The organism is Chengkuizengella axinellae, from assembly GCF_030730905.1.
In the GTDB taxonomy this organism is placed as follows: Bacteria; Bacillota; Bacilli; order Paenibacillales; family KCTC-33759; genus Chengkuizengella; species Chengkuizengella axinellae.
In genome coordinates, this window is sequence record NZ_JAVAMP010000016.1 from 41,984 (window position 1) to 61,583 (window position 19,600).

Below are 19,600 nucleotides of genomic sequence, written 5' to 3' on the forward strand. Positions count from 1 at the left end.
ATGAATAAATGCTCATATATTAATATTTTAAAAATAAAAAAAGAACACTTTTGTGTTCACTTTGACTCATAAGTATAAATGGAGCGGGTGATGGGAATCGAACCCACGCGACCAGCTTGGAAGGCTGGAGTTCTACCATTGAACTACACCCGCATGTTAAGGTATTAGTGGTCGGGACGACACGATTTGAACATGCGACCCCTTGGTCCCAAACCAAGTGCTCTACCAAGCTGAGCTACGTCCCGTTGATGATCAATACCTTTTGTTGCGACAAGAATTAATATATCATGACTTATAATAAAATGCAAATATTTTTTTATAGAAGGGCGGATTTTTATGAATAATTCAGTAAAACTTGATGTAGTTGTCATCGGTGCAGGACAAGCCGGATTATCTATAGGGTATTATTTAACTCAATCTAATTTATCTTTTGTTCTTTTAGATCAAAGCTCACAAATCGGAGAAACTTGGCTAAATCGGTATGATTCCTTAATTTTATTTTCACCTAGAACATACAGCAGCTTGCCTGGTTATGAATTTCCTGGTGAATCTGATGGGTATCCTAACAAGAATGAAACAGCCGAGTATTTAAAAAAGTATCAACAGAAATTTTCTATACCTGTAGAGCTGAACACATTTGTTGAGCAAATATCAAAGGAAAACGATACTTTTATTACTTCAACTAACCACTTTACATATCATTCAAAAATAGTTGTTATTGCTACAGGCCCATTTCAAACTCCATTTCTCCCTAAACTAACTGGTTCTGGATTAGATGAACAAATCATACAATTACATTCTTCAAAATATAAAAATCCTCAACAACTAAAAAGGGGAACAACCTTGATTGTTGGTGCTGGAAACTCTGGGGCACAGATTGCTGTAGAACTTTATAATACTCACGATGTCTATATATCATCTAATCAAGATTTAAAGTTTTCACCACATTTCATTGCAGGAAAAAGTATGTTTTGGTGGTTTGAGAAACTTAGAATATATGATATGTTTCGAACAGGGACCAAAGTGGGGGAATGGATCAAAAAGCAACCTGAACCTATTATGGGAACCGAATTAAAAGAACTTGTACAACAAAACAAAGTAAAGCTAACCCCAAGAACAAAATCTACAGACGGTGATAAAGTTACTTTTGAAGATGGCAGTTCAATCAAAGTAGCCAACATCATTTGGGCTACAGGTTTTACACAAGATTTCAATTGGATTAAAATAGATAATGTACTTAATAAACAAGGAAATCCACTACACAATAGAGGCATTACACAGGTTTCAGGATTATTTTTTATCGGATTGCCATGGTTACATAAAAGACCCTCTGCACTTCTAGGCGGTGTTGGTGAGGATGCTAAATTTATTGTGAAGTACATAAACAACCACAACATTAGAAACGAATAGCTTGAGTGATCTTTCAATTTGATAATGATAAAATTAAGAGAATCTTTCTTTCAATGAGAGTTTTAATATCTCCCGCTGAAAGTTAGATGACCTGGAAACCAAGATTTACTATCTGTGTTTATACGTAACTATATATTTATTGAACTTTAAATGAATAATCAAGGAGTGAGATTATGAAATATCGTCGTCTTGGAAAAACAGATTTAAAAGTCTCCATTGTAGGAGTAGGAACATGGCAATTTGGAGGTGAGTGGGGTGAAACTTATACCGCACAGGATGCAGCTTTAATATTAGAAAAAGCGAAAGAGCTTGGCATCAATCTTATAGATACTGCAGAATGTTATGGCGATCATTTATCTGAAAAATTAATTGGTGAATATTTAAAAAATGAAAACCGAGAAGACTGGGTTGTAGCTACTAAATTCGGTCATAAATTCAATGACTTATTTGAACGTGATCAAGTATGGAGTGCAGATCAAGTCGTACAACAATTAGAGGATTCCTTAAAAGCATTACAAACAGATTATGTGGATTTATACCAATTCCATTCAGGTATGGATGAATACTTTGATAATGATGAGCTTTGGACTGCCCTAGATAAACAAGTACAAGCAGGAAAAATCCGCCACCTCGGTATTTCTATAGGAAGTAACGAAAACATTCATCAAACTTCAAATGCAACGAACGTAAAGGCGAAAGCAATTCAAGTTGTATACAACCGATTAGATCGCAAACCAGAAAAAGAGGTTTTCCCATCTTGTCAGGAACAAGATCTAGGTGTATTAGCGAGAGTTCCATTAGCCAGTGGTTATTTAAGTGGAAAATACAAACCTGGTGCAGAGTTTGGTCAAACTGATGTTCGACACCGACATACAGATCGTGATGCCAGACTGAAAATCGTTGAGGAGATCAAAAAATACGAAGTCCCAGAAGGTATAGATATGGCTCAGTGGGCTTTAGCCTGGTGTCTAAAACATCCTGCAGTTACGACGGTTATCCCAGGTTGTAAAAATGTAAAGCAGGTTGAATCAAACGCAGCGGCTATTCAGTACATAAGTGAAAATCATCCTCAAGCTTGGAAGGATGAAGAAAAGGAAGAATAAATGCATTTGCACCGCTCCTTAACTTAAGAAAGAAATCTCTTTCTATATGGTTTTCTTAAGTTGAGGGCGGTCTACTCATCTTTGTGTGGTTTACCTTTCTTGAAACCCTCAAAAGTGTCTATATAATATCCTTGATAACTATTAAATCCTTATAGTAGATGTTATTTAAATGGAACATCTGCTCATTGTTATTAATAATGTCTGGGATCTTTTTTATTTCGTCAAAACTATACGAGTGCTCAAATATTACAGTGAAATTAACTCCCATTTCATTCTCCCCCATTTTTTTAATCCTTTTATAAACACTCTGTAACATCAGTTAGATACTATTTAATATAACTTCTTTAAAAAAGCAAATAAATATTACATAAATAAAAATTTCATCCTTTTCTAGTTGACTCTAACCATACGTCATAGATTACGATAAATTGGGGAGGTGATACATCATGTATAAAGTAAAAGAAGTTTCAACAATGGTAGGTGTAAGTGTGCGCACGCTTCATCACTACGATCGCATAGGATTGCTTGAACCTGAAACGACAACTCCGGCCGGATATCGACTTTATACTGATCATAACCTCGAACGACTGCAGCAAATTTTATTTTTTAAGGAAATGGATTTTAGTCTGCAAGAAATTAAAGAGATCTTAGATCAACCCGATTTTGACAGAAAAAAAACACTTCAAACACACAAAGAAGTATTGGTGAAAAAGAAAAAACGTATCGAGAAAATGATCAAAACAGTGGATTACACTTTAGTGTCAATTGAAGGAGGAATCAAAATGGAAAACAAAGAAATGTTCAATGGCTTTGATATGAAAGAAATCGAAAAACATCAGCAGAAATACGCAGAAGAAGCCAAACAAAAATTCGGTGAAGCCTATAATAAAACTGTGGAAAAAACAAAAAACTATACAGAAGAAGATTGGAAAAATATCACCGAAGAGGCAAATGGCATCTATGCAAAATTAGCTTCTAGAATGGAATTTGGTGCAGAGGATGAGCAAGCTCAAGAAGCTATCCATGAATGGAGACAACACATTACCAAGTACTTTTATGAATGTACAATTGACACCTTTAAAGGACTAGGGGAAATGTATGTTGCAGATGAACGATTTACTAAAAACATTGACAAACACAAGAAAGGTTTAGCGCAGTTTATGAAAGACACAATGTATATTTATTGTGACAGTCATAGTAAATAATAACATCTAAATTCATAAAGATATACTAAAGTAAAAACCAAACATGAGAACCATTCGAGAAAGAACCCATTTCTCGAATGGTTTTATTATTTTTTAGTTTTTTTTAAAAAAAGAGTATCATTTTATATTCATATTATATATATTAATATTATGAATATAAAACGATTGGGGGAATTACATATGATTCCATTTATTATTATAAGCGTTAGTTTTATTGTTTTATTTATTCTTTCCACATTTGGTTTTTTACCTAGAGCTTTAATGATCAGAGAAATAGGCAATTATTCAATGTCAATCATGCTTGTTTTTATAGGCATTAGTCATTTTGTATTAATTGATGATATGCTGAAAATCATACCTTCTATTATCCCTTTTAAATTAGTTATTGTGTATATGACTGGTGTATTGGAAATTCTTTTTGGAATTGGATTACTAATACCTCGTTATAAAAGAATATCGGGTATTCTCTTGGTCATTTATTTTATAGCTGTTTTTCCTGCAAATCTAAATAACGCAATCTATGCTACACAATTATCAGGTGCCATCCCAAGTAATCCAACTTATTTATGGATAAGACTTGCACTGCAGCCACTCCTTATTATATGGGTGTTATGGAGTTCAAAAACGATACTTACTCAGCAATATTTGGTATCTGCAACTAAAATTCGATTGAAGTCATTATCTCAGTTCATTCCTTTTATGTGGAGTACATTTAAAGTTTTATTTCAGCTTTCTCAAACAAAAGGTATTTCTACTTCATCCGTTAAAATAATAGGAATAAAAACATACATGACATTAACGGTCTTTCATTCTGAAAACGCATTAAAACAATTCCAAAATCATGGTTCACATTTAAAATCCATGCAAAGAACCAATACTTTAGCATCACATGTAGATTCAGCACGTTTTAAATCAAACACTTTGCCTAGTTGGACTGATGCAGTCAAACGAATGGAATAATAAAACAATATTTAAAAAGGAGTTCGAATATGCAAGCGAAAGATGTCATTTTAGGATTGTTAAAAAAGAAGGATATGTCTGGTTATGATATTAAAAAAAGGTTTGAGGAGGAATTTTCCTTTTTCTTTGATTCCAGTTATGGCAGCGTGTATCCTACATTAAAAAAACTAGAAAGTAATCAATATATCCATAAAAAAACCTTAATTCAAGAAGGAAAACCAAATAAACATTTATTTTCAATCACTAAAAAAGGGGAAGAACTTTTTGAATGTTATTTGGAAAGTGAAGTGAAGAGAGATAATATACGTTCTGATATTTGCATGAGATTGTATTTTGGAGAATTTATAAATAAAAAACAAATGCTAACCATAATAAAAAATACAATTTCACAAAATGAGAAAACAGTCCATCAACTTGAACATATGTATACTTTATATGGTGGAAATATGTCTGACACACAGAAGATAAGTCTTGAAATCGGTATAGAATACCACAAGAGTCAACTCCAAGTTTTACAAGATGGTATTCAAAAATTATAAAGAGAATCTTTCTTTCAATGGGAGTTTTAATATCTCCCACTGAAACCCCTATACTTTCTTATCCTTAAAAAAAGCTGGTGTTCCATACTTCTTTAGTATGAACATCAGCTTTTGAGTGTTGCTTACTTAGTTCCATATATATATAAATGTGTACCATTATTTTTTGTATATCCTAAAACAACAAAAGCCCTACCTCTCTTTTGTCCTTGCGGCTCCGATGACCGCGCCAGTGTGAATCAGTAATACTTACAAACTCTATTAGGGTTATGAGAATTTGAATCCTATGGTGAGGAATAATACCTAATGAGGAACAATCTGAGGTTTTAAAGCAACAACTTATACAAATTAACATATCCATCAGTAAAAGTCAATAGAAGGGATTTTTTAGTCGATTGAAAAAAACTTCAACAAAGTTGAAGTTAAGTCTCAAATATATCAACGCCGAATCCCTTTAATATCTCAACCGCTTTTCTAACAGGAAGTTTTGAAAGACCAAATTCTTTATCAATCACGCTCTCCACTTCTTCTATGGAGTTCAATATTGTCACGGTTTCCTGAAGATCCTCAGTTCTAATTGTAAATTTATTATTATTTAAGGATAAGATTCGTCCATGTTCTAATTGAAAAAGATCCACCCTCAGTTTTGTCATAAAAAAAGCATCCGATTTAAAGGAGTTTTGAATGCTCTCATCTAGATTTTGTTTTGAAAAAGAAATATTAGGATTAAAAATCCATGTATTAGTCAGAAATTTCTCATTGCGATAACGAGTAAAACGGTAATATCCTTCTTGTTCAGCATCTGGTAATATTTGAATTTCATCCACACTATATTTAGAAGAATTATCCTTGTTTTCAAATCTTACCGGTTTCAATATAGGAGCCGCCGCTCCGACATCCAGATATAAACGTTCAGCTGGAAACTCAGGCAATTTAACTAAAATACCAATATGACCTCTATCCAGATTTACAAGAGAACAATCATAGCCTAAAAATGATAACAATTTATGAGCATATTGGTTTAAGACATAACAAGTACCACCATAATCATGTTTGAATAAGCTCTCTACATACGTCTCCATAGAAGGAATATAGTACCTGTTTATATTAAATTTTGAGAAATATATTAATTTACTTACATTTTCGAATGGTAATGTAGATAGATGACGTTCACTAAACAAAGTTAAGAATTCATATGAAGGTTTTTCAGGTATTGATAGATATAATTTTTCTAAATATTTTGAAACCCAGTTTGGTATTGGTTTATCATTCATGATTTACAGCTCCTTCATATCTTGCACCTAATATCCCAACGATAATCGGTAGTACATTGTGATGTTTCATATTCAATCTCCCTTGTCGTTAAGTGATATTTTAATCTTACTTTATTTTTGTAACTATCACATCGACTAATGGGATGAGCAAAACTACAACTTTAGACTGATATATTAAAATATCACTGGATGTAAGGGTGATGTACAAAAAAACCATTCGAAAAAACCATCGAACGGTCCTTTGATTTGCATCAAACATGTTGACCATATGCTTATACTTTAGAAGCGTTAACTAGAAACTACAGTTATGCTGGATATCCCCCACCTGGTGGTGGCCAAGCTCCAAATAGTCTACGAATCAATACAATTTCGCCAAGATGATATGAATTATGGGATGCCATGTTTCTCAAAATTCCTGCCTTAGATTCTGAAGGCCAATGTTCCAAAGGATCATCTAATTGAACAGTTGTTGCGAAATCACAGGCTCGATCTACACCTAACAGCAGTTCTTCAATGATTTTTTTCCATGCTCCTTCATCAGCTGGTTTATGTTCACTTGGCCAAGTTTCCATCGCATCTTTTGGCATTTGCGGCTGTTCTCCTTCTAGATGTTCCAGAAACCATCTTTGCCAATACAACATGTGTCCTGCTAATTGATATATTGTATAAGGCAACGCCTCTATCCTTTTTCCAGCAAGGTCGAAATCAATATCAGATAATGCTCTTTTGATCGGGATATGTCCCCGTTCTCCTCTTAATGATTTTACTAATGTTTGTCCAAAAACTTCATTTGCATTAGTCATTTAATATATCCCTCCAATCATCATGATCTATATATTACCAAAAGAAGAGCAAAAAATAAAAACAAGTCTACAAAATTCCACAAGCTTTCTAGTCTGATCAATGTAATGTAAAATAACGATAATAATAAAACAAATAAGGAGTACGAGATGTCAAACAAATTGTATTATTCAAATCCATTTTTAAAATCATGGAAAACAAACATCAAAGAAATAAGAGAAGAAAACAACCGCTTCATTTTACAACTAGAAGAAACTGCGTTTTACCCAGAAGGTGGTGGACAACCCTCTGATATTGGTTCGATTAATGGGGTAAAAGTGATCGATGTTCAAGAGAAAGAAGATCTGATTTATCACTTGGTTGATCGCCTACCTGAAGAAAATACTGTTTCATGTGAAATTGATTGGAAACGCCGTTTTGATCATATGCAGCACCATTCAGGACAACACCTATTATCCGCAGTCTGTATTGAGTTATATGATGTACATACAATGAGTTTCCACCTTGGTGCAGATACCGTAACCATTGATTTGAATGTAAAACAGTTATCTAATAGACAATTAGACCATATCGAACATCAAGCAAATTTATATATTTATGAAAATAGACCTATAAAAAGTTATATGGTAGCAAAAGAAGAACTTTCAAAACTCCCTTTACGAAAAATTCCTGATGTGGAGGACAATATCCGAATTGTAGAAATAAACGGTATTGATACTTCAGCTTGTTGTGGCACTCACGTAGAATCAACGGGACAGATTGGAATCATAAAATGTTTAAAAACAGAAAAACACAAGGGTGGAGTTCGCCTTTACTTTAAGTGTGGATTTAGAGCACTTAAGGATTACGGTCAGACTCATCAGGTGTTAATGTCAACAGGAGCTAAATTGAATGCAAACCGAGATACCCTGCCATCTAGAATTGAACAAATGGAAATGGAGCAGAAGCAACTCCAAAAAGAACTATCGGAAACAAAAGAAAAACTATTTTCTTCGTTAGGGCAAGAGCTTTTAAAAGAGCAAAAAAACAATGGTTTGATCGTACGTTATTTTGATGACTATACCATGAAGGATTTACAGCTCATTACAAAAGCAATTTTCACTGAAAAAGAAGGAATGACCATACTTGTTTCAAATACTGAAAAAAGAATATTACTAGCACAAAGCGGTGGATTTTCTTTGGATTGCGGGGCTATTTTGAAAGAACATTTAAAACAATTTGAAGGAAAAGGCGGAGGGAGTAAAGTTCAAGGGCAGGCAATGTTTAAAACTGAAGAACAATTAGTAGGATTTGTGAATTTAATTGAAAAAACTTTGCTGAGCTAACTAGATTAAACAATCACAAGCCTCTGATCATAGTTGTATTTTTTATACCATTACAGAAATGGATGGATTAAATCAAGACAGCTTTCAACTACTTCACCAGGGGCTTTCCCTTCAATTTGAAACGCTCTAGCTTTCCAATCTAAACTTTTTACTTGATCAGTTAGAATAACCCCTTCAATAGCAAGATGTTTAGGCAAGACCACTTCAAAAGGGTAGCCTTTTTGTTTTCGAGTAATGGGGCATAAAACAGCAAATCCTGTAACCATTCTAACCATTCATTTCTATCATTGCCCCACGCTCATCAAAAACAGAATTAGGGTTGAATACTACTTCTATTTTTTCTTAAATTAATTCTTCAAAAGGAAGATAGTACACTTGATAGTTTGGTAATTGTTTAAATCCTAACTTATTAGCAATAGCGATCGAGTCCTTACGAAAATGCTCAGTGGTCCAATGGGGTGTGATCCCTTTTTCTAAACATTCTTTAATGAATTCACTTGCCATTGCTGTAGCCAATCCTTTTCCTCTATGTCTTGGATGATAAGTATTGATTCCGATCTCATACTCATCTTTGCATACAAAAACAGAAATACAAGTACCTACTACTTCATCATCCTTGATTACACAATACCCAAAACCATTTTCAAAAAAAGTTTCTAACGAATTCCAGAACTTCTTTATTTCTTCTCGTATGATATGTTTTTCATCTAATCCCATTAAATTTTGATCCATTCTTAAGACCTGATATTCACTAGGAATAGGATTACATTTAGCATAACAGAAACATTCCTTTTGAAATTGGAAAGGAACTCTTTCCCCTTTTATTAGTTGTGATTTGAAAATATCATTTATAGATGAATTCCATAAATCAAAAGGATATAACTCTAAATTTAAACAATCGTCCCCTATTTCCAACGCTTCAGGTTTTATGTTTTGGATGATAAATTGCTCTATGAATGAATTGAATTTTGAATTCTTGCTAATGCCTATTAGATAGAACAGCTCCATTTTAACCCACACTAAAGCAGCTTTAGGAGAGTCAATCTGATCAACGTAAATTCTACCTAGATTGTTCCCGTCAATCACTCCGTTAATTACAGGATTTTTTTCTAAACCGTTTAACAATGGTTTTATCTTTTTAAAATCTTTGGGATGTAACTCATATATCATTTCATCTTCCTCTTTCTGTTTTAAATTTTAATAATAATCAAAACTTAAAACAGTAACTCGTTTAGGTCCTTCGTACCAGTACACCTCCTTTTATTTACATATCTAAAACAATTTTCGTACAACTAATTCACTCGAATTAACAGCTTGCCATCCTTAGTACGTGCTAATTTAGTATCACATTTCGGACATATGAGATCCTGGCTAGCGGGAAGTTGAATCATTTGTCCACAAGCTGGACATTTATCGATACTTTTTGCTGCGAATCCTCCCCTATCTATTACACGTTTTAATTTTAAGATTCCTTTCACGATGTTAAACACCAAGTATATAACGATAAATATAAAAGCCCATTTAATAAAAGTTATAATCATATATATTGTTCTCCATTCTAAAAATCTAGGGAATGATGTATATTAACAAGAAACTAAATACTGGATTTAAATAGTGGAACTTCGTGTTTAAATTAGTGTCTCTAAATGTACACCTTCCTCTAACAACTTTTCTCTTAACATTTTAACGAAAACTAAAGCTTCTGCACTATCCCCATGAACACATACAGAATCGGCTTGTATTAAAATTTCCTTACCTGTTATTGTTTTTACTTTTTTATGCTGAACCATGTCCAAGACCTGAGCCTTCGCTTCTTCTGCATCTTTTATAAGTGCATTTTTTTGATTTCGAGGTGTTAATGTACCATTTTCTAGGTATGTACGATCTGCGAACACTTCATTTGCACATGGAAGTCCAATACTCTTCCCTGCTTTTATTAATTCACTTCCGGCTAATCCGTATAAAATGAGCTGATCATCAAAATCAAAAACAGCTTTTGCTATGGCATCTGCTAATGAACAACTTTTTGCAGCCATATTGTACAATGCACCATGTGGTTTTACATGATTTAACTTAGCACCTTCAGCTTTTACAAACGCATTTAAAGCACCTATTTGATACAATACAAGTTCATAAGCTTCCTTTGGGGAAATATGCATATTTCTACGTCCGAATCCTTGTAAATCTTGAAATCCAGGATGTGCTCCTATGGCTACTTTATTTTGAATACAGCTAGATACTGTTTTTCGCATTGTGCTTGGATCACCTGCATGAAAACCACAAGCTATATTAGCTGAGGTTACATACTGCAATACGTCCTCATCCATTCCAATGGAGTAGATTCCGTAGCTTTCCCCAAGATCACAATTCAAATCTACAGTTAACATCTCAATGCCCCCTTATCCAGCGCTCTTGTATGATTTTTTTTAATACACTAAGATCTTTTTCAAGTTGCATATAGAGCATCTCAGCTTCCTCCAACGAAATTTCCTGAAACATGATCGTGTCTCCTGGTTTTAATTGAGCGATTAACGGAAGATCTATAGAAACTACTTGAGCAATTCGTGGATAACCTCCTGTCGTTTGTCTGTCAGCTAATAATATGCGAGGAGATCCATCTGGAGGTACTTGTATAGTACCCATCGTAACAGCTTCCGAAATCATATTTAGTTGTGATTTGAGTTTTATTTGTGGACCCGTTATTCGATATGCCATTCGATCGGACTGAGGATGGATTGTAAATGTATCATTCAATAAATGATCCTTACTTTCCTCTTGAAAATATTCAAACTCTCTCCCTCTCATGATTCTGATCATCACGTTGGATCGATAAACTGGTAAACTATGTTCACTTATATACCAAGAGAATGGGATAAAAGATTTTGATGGGTTCCTTTGCATTAAGAAGTTTGCTTTTTGTTGCCATGTGGGATCAACTTGGTTTACAGAGATTACATCCCCTTGCTTAAGAGCCCGCCCTTGGAAACCACCAATAGACGCACGTAAATATGTACTGCTACTTCCCATTACTTTCTCTACTGAAATACCACCTGCAACAGCCAAATAAGCCCTACACCCTGATTTTGCACTGCCAAATCGAAGTACACTACCTGATCTAACCATCATTGATCGCCATAAAGGTACCACGACTCCATCTATAGACGCAGATAAGTCACCTCCACATATAGAGATCAATACATCTTCTTGAAATTGTAACGATGGGCCGATCATGGTCATTTCCATAACTGCTGCATTTTCTTCATTGTGAACTAACAAATTAGCAACTCGAGCTGCAAAGTGATCCATTACTCCACTTGCTACAACACCATATTTTTGAAATCCATATCGACCTAAATCCTGAACAGTTGTGAGTAATCCTTGTTTTAATATTTTTAGACTCATTTCTGTTTCTCCTCTATTTCAGCATATTCCTCTAAAGATATGGGATAAAACTGAATTCGATCCCCTGCTTGAAATAAAGTTGGCTGTTCTTCTTTGGGTTTAAATAATTTAAATGGTGTACGTCCAATGATTTGCCACCCTCCTGGTGAATCTATAGAATAGATTCCGGTTTGCTCTCCTGCTATACCAACACTTCCTGATGAAACTAACGATCTAGGTTTTTTACGTCTTGGTGTGGCTATCTCACTAGACATCCCACCCATATAAGGAAATCCAGGGGCAAAACCTAACATATAAACTAGATAATCTCCTTCTGTGTGAATTTGAATGACCTTTTCTTTTTTAAGTTTATTGTGTGCTGCCACATAATCAAGATCAGGGGCAAAATCTCCTTCGTAACATACTGGAATCTTAATTGTTCTGTATTCAGCTAAAGGTCGTGCTTCCATATTTGAAATTCTTTCTTGAAGGATGGAGTGCATTATTTTATATGGTGATCGGGTCAATTGATTATTCAAATTCCCCTTGGTTTTTAACTGATTTGAATTTAAGACAGCTATAGGGTCATAATATATGGTGACTGTAGTAAATGTGGGTACTATTTCAATTGTTCCTCTAATAGGTTTTTGTTTTAAGCTTTTAGATAGACTTGTTACAGCTTCATATGTATTTTCGTTTAGTTCAGAGCCAAACTTAACTACTATAGCTCTTTCTCCTATAGGGTAAAATTGCATGTTACTTGTCATGTTATCACCTATCTTAGTGATTTTAATTATTACTTAATATAAAAAAATTTATAAATATTTATTTTAATTTACCACATTTTATATGGATAAGTCATTTTATAAAAAAACCACCTAACAGTGGCCTTTCAAAGATATCGTCCAATCCTTCTCTTTAAAAATTAATTTTCTTGAATATGGGATTTGAAAACTTATACATTCTTTTATTATAAACAAAAACAACCTGTACCAATAATACAGGTTGTTCAAAAGTTACATATTCATTTTACTTCAAACTACTATGTTCTATAATTTAATGTCAATAAGAACACGTTTACTGAAGTTTTCTCCTTCAATATATACAAAATAAGTTCCATCAGCAATCCATTCACGTAAACTACTCAATGAAATCCCTTTTTCTCCATTATCAGGTATTCCAAATTCCCCAAGTAATTCACTTACACTAATAGTAAGTTCTTTATTATCAAACGTACGCTCAACTACAAATTCTTCATCTATATCCTCAAAAACTAACCCAGCATAAAAAGTTTCAACATCTGAATCAGCAGCTGTAAAAACAATTTCATCAATCATAGTGGAACCATCTTCCCCACTTAAATCAATTGTAAAATTATTATTATCATAATCATATTCTATTTCTTCAATACCCACAATTGATATTGATCTAATCATAGCAATTCCTACTGGAGATTCAATTTCAACAGCAACATCAATAAAAGTTCTACCATAGTCATTGCTCACTACAAACCAATCTTCATAAGTAGAACCAGAACCAAATACTTCACGCACCACCTGAATAGTAACCCCAGGATCACCTGAATCTATAGGATCTTCATCATGATAACCAGATATAGCTTCAAAAAGTTCTTCAACTGTTTTCGTATCAGTGCCATTTTCAAAATTCATTAATTCGAAGTCAGTTGTCTCATCATAATATAATACAGATCCTGTAGTAGCTAACACTTCAATACTAGTAATTCTTTCATCACCGTCTAAACCTCTTGGTATAGTAAGTGTCCACTCATCAAAAGATTCATTGTAAACTGCTTCTAAAGTTTCTCCACCTTCAACAAAAACATAAGCTTTTTCAATATTGGGAAGTTTGTTCTCATCAAATAAAGTAATGGATACATTTGTTTCTCTACCATTATCAGCTGTTAATACTCCTGTTAACGTAACAGGTTCTTCTGCAAGTTCACCTCTAATAGTAGCTACACGTACTCCATCATTTTGAGGATCATCTTCATCATTTAATACTTGTAGTAAATCTATTTCCGCTATATCACCATCGAAAGGCACTTCATAACTTCCAAAACTTATTTCCTTAGCATTTGATGAAGTAGATTCGATTTCAATTAAAGTAATATATTCGTCACCTGTTAATTCACTAGGGATAACAAATTCAAACTCATTTTTATCAATATAACTAGCTGCAAACCATTCTCCACCTATTTGAAAAGCAATTTCTTCAGCTTCAGCAGCTGGTCCAGATGGAGTATCGTCATCGTCATCATCACTAGAAGATCCACCTCCGCCTCCAGTTGTCACAGGTACTTTGTTATCTTCTCCCTGGACATCAGACGCTTCAGCTTTTTCACCTTCAACTGATTCAACAGTTCCTTCACCTATTACTTCAGTAACTGCATCAAGAACTAGCTCTACAATGGTTCCTTCTTTACCAAGATCTAATTCTACACCTTCAGCTTCTTGATCAACGTTTAAACTGTCAACAGTTCCTTCTGGAATTTCGATGCTTACAGTTGCAGCAAATACATCTACAGTTTGGAACTCCCCTACTAATTCAACATTCGCATCCTTAGCAATTTCAGTTGAAAGAATAACATCAGCAAATCCTGCACCATCAAGGTCAGATTCTTCTAATTTCGCACCAGAGTTTAATGTTACTTCTTTTACTTCTGAATCACCTTTAACGACGATACGGATTTTTCCATCTTTCTTGTCAACAATTACAGTCACTAACACTGTATCTGTTAAATGTACACTGTTTTCTCCACCACCAAGAATCGTAGTTGTTCCTTTCACAGTGACATTGTTTAAGTAAACGTCTCCTTCGCCAATCCCTTCAGCTAAAAGAAGATCGCCCTCAATCACTAAGTTCTGCAATGTTACATCAGCTGCTATAACTGTCACATTATGCGTAATTGTTTCAGTACCTTCTTCAGGACCATACGTTCCTGCTTCGCTATACGTAAACAAGTACTCAAAAGCACGTTCGATCATAACAATCGCTTCTGCACGTTTTGTTAATCCGTTAGGTTGAATTGTGTTATCGTTATATCCAGTTACGATGCCTAAATCTACTAATGCACCGATTTCACCTTTAGCCCAATCGGCAATAGTGTCCACATCATCAAATGAAGCCACTGCATCTGCATTAGCCTCTAAATCTAGCAATCTGAAAATCATGACTGCCAATTCTTGACGAGTAATATTTTGATCAGGTTTGAATGTTCCATCCTCATAACCTGTCATGAAACCTGCTGTTAGAGCTTTAGATACCTCATTGTAGAACCAATCTTCAGCTGCTACATCTGAAAAAGCAACCTCTGCTGTTTCTTCATGTTCAAAAGAACGATTGACTAAAGCAGCTGCTTCAGCTCTTGTAATGGTTTGATTTGGTTTATATACGCCTTCACCATAACCGTTTAATAAACCGTTATCGATCCATTGCTTTAATTGCTTTTCTGCCCAGTGTCCATCAACATCTGATGACCCTGCAGCAAAAACTGTGCTGAACATTGAAAAAATCATTGCGAATGTCAAAACTAGTACTAATGATTTACGAATAGTTTTTGATTTAAATTCCAACTTTTTTCTCCTCCTATATTCTCTGTTTATAATTCAATATATATGGTCATCTCAATGTCTTTTTGAGATGTTGAACCCTCGATATAACCATCGAATGTTGCCAAATTTGTTCCATCTACAATGTCTATAATACCTACTTGTTCACCAGTAACTGTTACATTTAATTCTGCAGTAGCATCTTCAAAAGTAGCATATTTTTTTCCCCTTTGCTTAAAATCAATCATCATGGTATCAACATCTTTTGTAGATTTAATAGTTATTTTTAGAGTTATTTCCTCATCATCTGGTAAATTTGTATACTTCTCAGGAATTCCAACTAAAATTTCGTCTCCATCAATCTCCAGTTGAAAACTCTCCTTTTCATTACTCTCGCTTTCAATTTCTATTTCAGCTGATAAAATTGCTAGATTCTCTTCATCAGACTCATCATCTGTACTACCAGTTCCACCTCCTGAACCTCCACCAGAAGAACTAGGTTCAGAATCATTAGCTTGCTCAATTTCAGAACCTGAGACATTTTCTATAGTCTCAACTAAGTTTCCTTCAGAAACAACCTTAATTACAGCGTTCAATACCAACTTTTCAACAGATGAATTTTCTGATACTTCAACTAAGATATCTTCAGCATATACATCTACAGATTCAAACTCTCCTTCTAATTCAACATTCGCATCTTTAACAATTTCAGTAGAAATAACAACATCAGCGAAACCTACTCCATCTAGTTCGGACTCTACTAACTTCGCACCAGAGTTCAATGTCACTTCTTTTACTTCTGATTCACCTTTAACTACGATACGGATATTTCCATCTTTCTTATCAACAATCACCGTTATTAGAACTGTATCAGTTAAATGTACACTATTTTCTCCACCACCAAGAATCGTAGTTGTTCCATTCACAGTGACATTATTTAAGTATACATCTCCTTCGCCAATACCTTCAGCTAAAAGAAGATCGCCTTCAATCACTAGGTTTTGCAATGTTACATCAGAAGTTGTAACCGTCACGTCATGCGTAATCGTTTCAGTACCTTCTTCAGGTCCATACGCACCTGCCTCACTATATGTATACAAGTACTCAAAAGCACGTTCAATCATCACAATCGCTTCTGAACGTTTTGTTAATCCGTTAGGTTGAATTGTGTTATCGTTATAGCCAGTTACGATACCTAAATCTACTAAAGCACCGATTTCACCTTTAGCCCAATCGGAAATACTGTCCACATCATCATATGAAGCCACTGCATCTGTATTAGCATCTAAACCTAACAATCTGAAAATCATAGCTGCTAATTCTTGACGTGTAATGTTTTGATCAGGTTTAAATGTTCCATCTTCATAACCCGTCATAAAACCTGCTGCTATTGCTTTAGACACATTTTCATAGAACCAATCTTCAGCTGTTACATCTGAAAAAGCAACCTCAGCTGTTTCTTCATGTTCAAAAGATCTATTAACCAAAGTAGCTGCTTCTGCTCTTGTAATTGTTTGATTTGGTAGATAATTTCCATCACCATATCCGTTTAATAAACCTTTTTCGATCCACTGCTGCAACTCATCTTTAGCCCAATGCCCATCAATATCAGATCCTGATTCTCCTAAAACTTGACTAAGCGGAGCTATCATTATGGAAATTATTAATAAACATGTGCTTAATTTCATAAAATATGTACTAAAAATTTTCAGTGTCTTGCACTCCTTTACTCTACTCTAAGTTATATTATACTAACTCAATATACAAAAAATGATATTTTTCACCATATTAATAATTTAAGGTAGATTCCCTATTAAGTCAAGGTAATATAAATACTCAAGTTAAAAAAAATAGTAGTAAAATCTACTAAAATATGATATTTTGTCGATTTATATTTATCAAATTACAGTAATTTTTGATTTTCAATAAAATGAAACGTGAGTTGAATTAATTGAACCTCATCAAATAAATCGACAATACACCTATATTTCCGATTGCCATACCTAAAAAGAAAAAAATAATATACATTATTATGAAATAAAAATGAATCAATCCTACATAAATATGCACATTTCTGAAATACAAGTAAAATGGATGAATGAGCTACATCCCAAAAACCTAGTTCATGTTGATAAAACCATTCATGTTACTCAAGGAGAACTCCAGAAGTTAGAATTGTGATGCACCTTCATGGAGGAATCATTCCTTCTATAAGACTAGTTTTTCAAGATTATTAAAATACATTTTACCTGCCATTGAGTGGATTGGTTTATTATAGATCATGAAAATGTACATTTAACAGCTTTCAATTTGAGAAAAGAATTGAAACAATGGTAAAATAAATAGAATCGTTATATACACAAACCATTCTTTATTGCGAGGAGAATATAGATACATTATGAAACGTATAAAAGTGGGAATCATAGGACTAGGAGATATTGCCCAAAAGGTTTATCTTCCCCTACTGGTTCATGATGAAAGAATTCGAATTGTAGGAATTATGACTCGAAATAAAACCAATCTTAAACAACTCTGTGAAAAGTACCATATAAAAAAGGGATATACGGATGTAAATGAACTGCTGCTTCAGGATTTGGATGCAGTTTTTGTACATAGTTCCACCGATAGTCATTATCAGATCATTAAAAAGTGCTTAAATCGAAATCTCCATGTGTATGTTGATAAACCGCTTTCCAATCACATTAAAGAATCGATGGAATTAGTGAATTTAGCAGAGCAGAAACAACTTCTGTTATGTGTTGGTTTCAATCGAAGATTTGCTCCACAATATATTGAAGCAAAAAACTGGATGGATGAGGTTGGAGGTTTTGATACTTGTATCGTGCAAAAACACCGCACACAATTGCAAAACTTAACTGCAAGACATACAATATATGATGATCTTATTCACATTGTGGATTTGTTATTATGGATAGGAGCAGGAGTAAAGGAAGTTTCCTCATACACACGTAATGTAGATAAAAATGAGCGACTGCTGAATGCTTCAGGTCATTTAATATTTGGCTCATCTTCCGGATTCTTCTCCATGAATCGCCAATCAGGTGCAGATATTGAAAGTTTAGAGTTGAATGGAGGAGGAAGGTCTGTCAAAATAACCAACATGGAACAAACGGCATTTTATGATCTGAAAACAGGGGAGCATTATAAACCTTTTGGCAGTTGGGATACCATCCTTTATCGTCGTGGTTTTGTTGGTGTAGTCGATCATTTTTTAGAAACTTTACATAAACCTGAAACCTGCACTGTGCGAGCTGAACAAGTACTGGAAACGCACCTATTAATGGAACAGCTTTCTAAATAAATTTACCCCTAATATGAACTTAACTTATATTCAATTACTATATTCTTAGGGAACCCATAACCTGGTTTTTGAAATAACTATAACTTACAAATAATCTAAGGAGGAATTAATCATGTCTAACAATAAAGAAAATAGAGTCCCTCCAGGGCAAACCTTAACTGAGGGATTCCCGGTTCTCCATCATGGCAGCGTTCCATATTACAACGATATGAGCAAATGGGATTTGAAAATTTTTGGCGAGGTTGAACAAGAGATTACCCTGTCATATACAGAAGTCATGAAATTGCCTCGTAAAGAATTTAAAAATGATATTCATTGTGTCACAACATGGTCTAAGCTAGATAATGTTTGGGAAGGAATTTCTGTAAGTGAAATCATGAGTAGAATTAAACTCAAAGACTCCGCTAAATTTGTCATGTTGCATGGTGAACATGGATGGAGTACAAATCTTCCTATTGAAGACTTCTTAACCGAAACTTCATTTTTAGGACTTATACATAATGGAGAGCGTTTAACTCCTGAACATGGATATCCGCTTCGTATGGTCGTGCCTCATTTATATTTCTGGAAAAGTGCGAAATGGCTACGCGGGATTGAATTTATGGAAAAAGATAAACCAGGATTCTGGGAAAGAAATGGATACCATATGTATGGTGATCCTTTTAAAGAGCAGAGATATGATTTTGACTGATCTTATCATCTATTTCATGCCAT

17 protein-coding genes, 2 tRNA genes and 1 pseudogene are annotated in these 19,600 nt (G+C 34.2%); 8 read left to right on the forward strand and 12 right to left on the reverse strand.

The genetic code is table 11. From position 1 onward, the window contains the following. Positions 1–79: 79 nt before the first annotated feature. Both Q5Y73_RS21125 and Q5Y73_RS21130 read right to left on the reverse strand, forming a co-directional pair. Positions 80–153 (reverse strand) — tRNA-Gly (locus tag Q5Y73_RS21125). A gap of 15 nt (positions 154–168) precedes the next feature. Further along, positions 169–245: transfer RNA gene (locus Q5Y73_RS21130), tRNA-Pro, on the reverse strand. A 91-nt stretch (positions 246–336) separates the two neighbouring features. On the opposite strand from Q5Y73_RS21130, the gene Q5Y73_RS21135 reads away from it, so the two are divergent. The 5 genes from Q5Y73_RS21135 to Q5Y73_RS21155 all read left to right on the forward strand — a co-directional run bounded on the left by Q5Y73_RS21135 (position 337) and on the right by Q5Y73_RS21155 (position 5,217). Beyond that, on the forward strand, positions 337–1,410 hold the full coding sequence (locus Q5Y73_RS21135) for a flavin-containing monooxygenase (RefSeq protein WP_305993909.1): 1,074 nt from the start codon (positions 337–339) through the stop codon (positions 1,408–1,410). A gap of 173 nt (positions 1,411–1,583) precedes the next feature. Beyond that, complete coding sequence (locus tag Q5Y73_RS21140; protein ID WP_305993910.1) at positions 1,584–2,513, forward strand: aldo/keto reductase; 930 nt, start codon at positions 1,584–1,586, stop codon at positions 2,511–2,513. A gap of 443 nt (positions 2,514–2,956) precedes the next feature. Beyond that, positions 2,957–3,718, forward strand: a complete 762-nt coding sequence (locus tag Q5Y73_RS21145; protein ID WP_305993940.1) for a MerR family transcriptional regulator — start codon at positions 2,957–2,959, stop codon at positions 3,716–3,718. 180 nt (positions 3,719–3,898) lie between these two features. Then, the gene (locus Q5Y73_RS21150) at positions 3,899–4,678 is read left to right on the forward strand and encodes a DoxX family protein (RefSeq protein ID WP_305993911.1); all 780 of its coding nucleotides are present in this window, start codon (positions 3,899–3,901) and stop codon (positions 4,676–4,678) included. 29 nt (positions 4,679–4,707) lie between these two features. Beyond that, a complete protein-coding gene (locus Q5Y73_RS21155) occupies positions 4,708–5,217 on the forward strand; it encodes a PadR family transcriptional regulator (protein WP_305993912.1) in 510 nt (169 codons plus the stop codon). A 419-nt stretch (positions 5,218–5,636) separates the two neighbouring features. Here the strand turns inward: Q5Y73_RS21155 and Q5Y73_RS21160 are convergent, their stop codons facing one another. Next, positions 5,637–6,488 carry an arylamine N-acetyltransferase gene (locus tag Q5Y73_RS21160; protein ID WP_305993913.1) on the reverse strand — a complete coding sequence of 284 codons (852 nt, stop codon included), beginning with the start codon at positions 6,486–6,488 and terminating at the stop codon, positions 5,637–5,639. 305 nt (positions 6,489–6,793) lie between these two features. Continuing rightward, positions 6,794–7,291 (reverse strand): DinB family protein, encoded by a 498-nt coding sequence (locus Q5Y73_RS21165; protein WP_305993914.1) that lies wholly within the window; start codon positions 7,289–7,291, stop codon positions 6,794–6,796. Positions 7,292–7,438: 147 nt separating this feature from the next. On the opposite strand from Q5Y73_RS21165, the gene Q5Y73_RS21170 reads away from it, so the two are divergent. Continuing rightward, complete coding sequence (locus Q5Y73_RS21170) at positions 7,439–8,614, forward strand: alanyl-tRNA editing protein (RefSeq protein WP_305993915.1); 1,176 nt, start codon at positions 7,439–7,441, stop codon at positions 8,612–8,614. Between the two features lie 50 nt (positions 8,615–8,664). On the opposite strand, the pseudogene Q5Y73_RS21175 reads toward Q5Y73_RS21170, so the two are convergent. From Q5Y73_RS21175 to Q5Y73_RS21210, 8 genes and pseudogenes are all read right to left on the reverse strand, one after another. Continuing rightward, a pseudogene (locus tag Q5Y73_RS21175) lies at positions 8,665–8,877 on the reverse strand (type II toxin-antitoxin system PemK/MazF family toxin); the annotation flags it as partial. Between the two features lie 79 nt (positions 8,878–8,956). Further along, positions 8,957–9,784, reverse strand: a complete 828-nt coding sequence (locus tag Q5Y73_RS21180) for a GNAT family N-acetyltransferase (RefSeq protein WP_305993917.1) — start codon at positions 9,782–9,784, stop codon at positions 8,957–8,959. A 122-nt stretch (positions 9,785–9,906) separates the two neighbouring features. Continuing rightward, a complete protein-coding gene (locus tag Q5Y73_RS21185) occupies positions 9,907–10,155 on the reverse strand; it encodes a hypothetical protein (protein ID WP_305993918.1) in 249 nt (82 codons plus the stop codon). An 87-nt stretch (positions 10,156–10,242) separates the two neighbouring features. Further along, positions 10,243–11,001, reverse strand: coding sequence for a LamB/YcsF family protein (locus tag Q5Y73_RS21190; protein ID WP_305993919.1), 759 nt, complete (start codon positions 10,999–11,001; stop codon positions 10,243–10,245). 1 nt (position 11,002) lies between these two features. Continuing rightward, on the reverse strand, positions 11,003–12,016 hold the full coding sequence (locus tag Q5Y73_RS21195) for a 5-oxoprolinase subunit C family protein (RefSeq protein WP_305993920.1): 1,014 nt from the start codon (positions 12,014–12,016) through the stop codon (positions 11,003–11,005). Beyond that, positions 12,013–12,762, reverse strand: coding sequence for a 5-oxoprolinase subunit PxpB (gene pxpB, locus Q5Y73_RS21200; RefSeq protein ID WP_305993921.1), 750 nt, complete (start codon positions 12,760–12,762; stop codon positions 12,013–12,015). The genes Q5Y73_RS21195 and pxpB overlap by 4 nt, the downstream gene beginning before the upstream one ends. Before the next feature lie 282 nt (positions 12,763–13,044). Next, a complete protein-coding gene (locus Q5Y73_RS21205; protein WP_305993922.1) occupies positions 13,045–15,588 on the reverse strand; it encodes an S-layer homology domain-containing protein in 2,544 nt (847 codons plus the stop codon). Between the two features lie 26 nt (positions 15,589–15,614). After that, positions 15,615–17,252 (reverse strand): S-layer homology domain-containing protein, encoded by a 1,638-nt coding sequence (locus Q5Y73_RS21210; protein ID WP_305993923.1) that lies wholly within the window; start codon positions 17,250–17,252, stop codon positions 15,615–15,617. Between the two features lie 710 nt (positions 17,253–17,962). Between Q5Y73_RS21210 and Q5Y73_RS21215 the strand changes: the two genes are divergently transcribed. Beyond that, entirely contained in the window at positions 17,963–18,886 is a 924-nt protein-coding gene (locus Q5Y73_RS21215; RefSeq protein ID WP_305993924.1) for a Gfo/Idh/MocA family protein, read from the forward strand. Positions 18,887–18,998: 112 nt separating this feature from the next. After that, the gene (locus Q5Y73_RS21220; protein WP_305993925.1) at positions 18,999–19,577 is read left to right on the forward strand and encodes a sulfite oxidase-like oxidoreductase; all 579 of its coding nucleotides are present in this window, start codon (positions 18,999–19,001) and stop codon (positions 19,575–19,577) included. Positions 19,578–19,600: the final 23 nt, after the last annotated feature.

Coding starts and splice junctions, on each gene's coding strand:
- Q5Y73_RS21135 (WP_305993909.1), top strand. CDS start 337: ATGAATAATTCAGTAAAACTTGATGTAGTTGTCATCGGTGCAGGACAA.
- Q5Y73_RS21140 (WP_305993910.1), top strand. CDS start 1,584: ATGAAATATCGTCGTCTTGGAAAAACAGATTTAAAAGTCTCCATTGTA.
- Q5Y73_RS21150 (WP_305993911.1), top strand. CDS start 3,899: ATGATTCCATTTATTATTATAAGCGTTAGTTTTATTGTTTTATTTATT.
- Q5Y73_RS21155 (WP_305993912.1), top strand. CDS start 4,708: ATGCAAGCGAAAGATGTCATTTTAGGATTGTTAAAAAAGAAGGATATG.
- Q5Y73_RS21160 (WP_305993913.1), bottom strand. CDS start 6,488: ATGAATGATAAACCAATACCAAACTGGGTTTCAAAATATTTAGAAAAA.
- Q5Y73_RS21165 (WP_305993914.1), bottom strand. CDS start 7,291: ATGACTAATGCAAATGAAGTTTTTGGACAAACATTAGTAAAATCATTA.
- Q5Y73_RS21170 (WP_305993915.1), top strand. CDS start 7,439: ATGTCAAACAAATTGTATTATTCAAATCCATTTTTAAAATCATGGAAA.
- Q5Y73_RS21180 (WP_305993917.1), bottom strand. CDS start 9,784: ATGATATATGAGTTACATCCCAAAGATTTTAAAAAGATAAAACCATTG.
- Q5Y73_RS21185 (WP_305993918.1), bottom strand. CDS start 10,155: ATGATTATAACTTTTATTAAATGGGCTTTTATATTTATCGTTATATAC.
- Q5Y73_RS21190 (WP_305993919.1), bottom strand. CDS start 11,001: ATGTTAACTGTAGATTTGAATTGTGATCTTGGGGAAAGCTACGGAATC.
- Q5Y73_RS21195 (WP_305993920.1), bottom strand. CDS start 12,016: ATGAGTCTAAAAATATTAAAACAAGGATTACTCACAACTGTTCAGGAT.
- pxpB (WP_305993921.1), bottom strand. CDS start 12,762: ATGACAAGTAACATGCAATTTTACCCTATAGGAGAAAGAGCTATAGTA.
- Q5Y73_RS21210 (WP_305993923.1), bottom strand. CDS start 17,252: ATGAAATTAAGCACATGTTTATTAATAATTTCCATAATGATAGCTCCG.
- Q5Y73_RS21215 (WP_305993924.1), top strand. CDS start 17,963: ATGAAACGTATAAAAGTGGGAATCATAGGACTAGGAGATATTGCCCAA.
- Q5Y73_RS21220 (WP_305993925.1), top strand. CDS start 18,999: ATGTCTAACAATAAAGAAAATAGAGTCCCTCCAGGGCAAACCTTAACT.